The sequence below is a fragment of the Arthrobacter sp. Y3223164 genome, from assembly GCF_059091005.1.
The window spans coordinates 1-2,453 of sequence record NZ_JBNHGF010000402.1 but is presented as its reverse complement, the minus strand read 5'-3'; the positions used below and the strand labels follow the sequence as shown (position 1 = coordinate 2,453).

The 2,453-nt window shown below is 69.1% G+C and carries 2 protein-coding genes and 1 pseudogene; 1 reads left to right on the top strand and 2 read right to left on the bottom strand.

From position 1 onward, the window contains the following. Nucleotides 1-240 (top strand): annotated as a pseudogene (locus tag AC5RUJ_RS14615) (hypothetical protein); the annotation flags it as partial. Between the two features lie 24 nt (nt 241-264). Here AC5RUJ_RS14615 and AC5RUJ_RS14610 read toward each other — a convergent pair. Further along, nucleotides 265-1,920: a SulP family inorganic anion transporter gene (locus AC5RUJ_RS14610; RefSeq protein ID WP_494128269.1), complete on the bottom strand. Its 1,656-nt coding sequence runs from the start codon at nt 1,918-1,920 to the stop codon at nt 265-267. Continuing rightward, nucleotides 1,917-2,321, bottom strand: a complete 405-nt coding sequence (locus AC5RUJ_RS14605; RefSeq protein ID WP_494128270.1) for an ArsR/SmtB family transcription factor — start codon at nt 2,319-2,321, stop codon at nt 1,917-1,919. Before AC5RUJ_RS14605 ends, AC5RUJ_RS14610 begins: the two co-directional genes overlap by 4 nt. Between the last annotated feature and the right edge of the window lie 132 nt (nt 2,322-2,453).

The following is a 2,453-nucleotide window of genomic DNA, read 5'->3' as shown; positions in this document are numbered from 1 at the left end:
CAGGCGCTGGCCTGGCTGCTGGCGTTCGCCTTCGGCTTCACCGTCCCGGACTTCGGCGGCGGCGCCGGAGAGGGCGCGTCCATCATGTCGCTGCTGGCCGGTCCGTCCGCCTTGGGAATGTCCACCGCGCTGTGCAACCCGTTCGGGATCATCGCCGTCGGGCTGGCCATCGCGGCCACGGTTTTCGCCTACCGGGCCGCGGGCCATGCGCGTCGCGGCGTCACCGCCGACGGCCCCTGACGCAGGCGGGCCTGATGGTGCGCCTTAGGCCTGCTGTGTGTACCGGGCTTCGCCGTTGCGCCGGACGTGACTGCGGGCATGCTCGACCGCCGCTTCCAGGTCGCCGAACAGGTGCCTGTCGTGGCGCAATGACTCCAAGACCCCGACCCGGCGGGCCAACTCCACATGGCGTTCCTGGATCCCCTTGATGAGCACGGTGACGCCGCGGCGCTCCAGCGCCGTGACCAGGTCGGCCACGACTTTGGCCCCGGTCGCGTCGAGGATCTGCAGCTGGGACATCCGGATGATCACCACCTGCACATTGCGGATGGAAGAGACTCGCTCCAGCACCCGGTCGGCCACGCCGAAGAACAGGGCGCCGTCGAGTCGGAAGACTGCGATCTGCTCGTCGCCGTCTGCGGCCGGTCCGGGGATCTCCTCCCGGTGGACACCGCTGGAATTCCCCAACGCCCTCAGCGCGAAGAACCCGGCGAAGACGATGCCGATCACCACGGCCTGGATCAGGTCGAAGGACACCGTGACGACCGCGGTGACGATGAAGACCGTGGTGTCCGCCCGGGTGGAGCCGAAGACGCTGCGCAAGGTGTTCAGCGAGACCATGCGGACGGCGGTCACCATCAGCACGCCGGCCAGCGCCGCCAGCGGGATTTGCGAGACGGGCCCGGTCGCCAGGTACACGACGCCCAGCAGCACCAGGGAATGCACGACGACGGAGGCCCGGGTCCGCCCGCCGGCGCGGATGTTTACTGCCGTCCGGGCGATGGCCCCGGTGGCAGGCATCCCACCGAAGAAGCCGGAGGCAACCGAGGCCAGGCCCTGGCCCACCAGCTCCCGGTCCGCGTCGTAAGGGCCCGTGTCGGAGATGGATGCGGCCACCCGGGCCGAGAGCAGGGATTCGATGGCAGCAAGTGCCGCGACGGTGAGGGCAGGCCCGGCCAATGCGCCCATCAGGGCCAGGTCGACGGCGGGCAGGGACGGGGCCGGCAAGGAGCTGGGTAGCTCGCCGATCCGTGCAACGTCCAAATTCATCAGTTGGGCCACAAGCGTGGCGACGATGATCCCGATGATGGAGCCGGGCAGCTGTGGATTGATCTTCGGCGCGGCCACCATGATGCCGGCCACGATCCCCGCCAGGATGACGGGCCAGAACAAGCCCGCCATGGATGCGGTGCCCAAGGCCTCGACCGCCGACACGGCCGCGTTGGAGCTGGGCCCCGGTGCGGTCCCGAAGGCGGCCGGCACCTGCTGCAGGAAGATGATGACGGCGATGCCCAACGTGAAGCCCTCGATGACCGGCCACGGTATGAAGCTGACGGCACGGCCCAGTTTCAGCACACCGGCGGCGGCCACCATGACGCCGGCCATGAGCGTCAGCAGCGCGAGCGACGATATCCCGTGGCTGGCGATGACCGGCGCAAGTACCACCACCATGGCGCCGGTGGGTCCCGACACCTGGATGTTGGAACCACCGAAAACGGCAGCGACGATGCCGGCGACGATCGCGGTGATCAATCCCGACGCGGCGCCGGCACCCGAACTGACACCGAATGCCAAGGCCAGCGGCAGGGCGACGATACCCACGGTCACGCCCGCCACCAGGTCGTTCCGCCAGGTGCGCGGCAGCTCCGCGTAATCGGCCTTGCCGGGTAGCAGGGCGGCGGCCGCCCTCAACGACTTCATGGAGCCGGTTCCGGCTCGGTGCCCGCGTCCCGGGCTGATGCCGTCGAGCCGTTGTCGGCCGCACCGAAGCCGGCCAGTTGCTGCGTGGCCGTGTGCAGGAGCTGCTGCAGGAGGCTGCGCGCCACGGTCAGCAGGTCGGCCACCTGAGGGTACGCCAGGCGGTAGAAGACCTGCACGCCCCGGCGTTCGGCCAGGACGAGGTTGTGCCGGCGCAAGACGGACAGGTGCTGGGACAGGTTGGAGGCCTCTTGGCCCGTCTCGTTCATCAGCTCGGTCACGGTTACCTCGGGAGCGTCCGCAAGCAGTTCCAGCACCCGGATCCTGACCGGATGGGACAGCCCCTTGAACAAGTTGGCCTTGACTTCGTACAGCGGGGCGTCGGCAGCGGCGAATGGGTTCACGAGGGCTCCCTACAGTTCATTACTTTAGAAAGCCATCATATAGCGGGAGCAGCGGCTACGCTAAGGGGCTGCGACACGGCCCAAGCGGGCCTTGCCGCGCCATCCCGCCGCTCGCCTAGCCGCGCGGGCCCG

What these genes read in the sequence shown, in the direction of transcription:
- AC5RUJ_RS14610 (WP_494128269.1), bottom strand. Translation starts at nt 1,920, where the DNA reads ATGAAGTCGTTGAGGGCGGCCGCCGCCCTGCTACCCGGCAAGGCCGAT.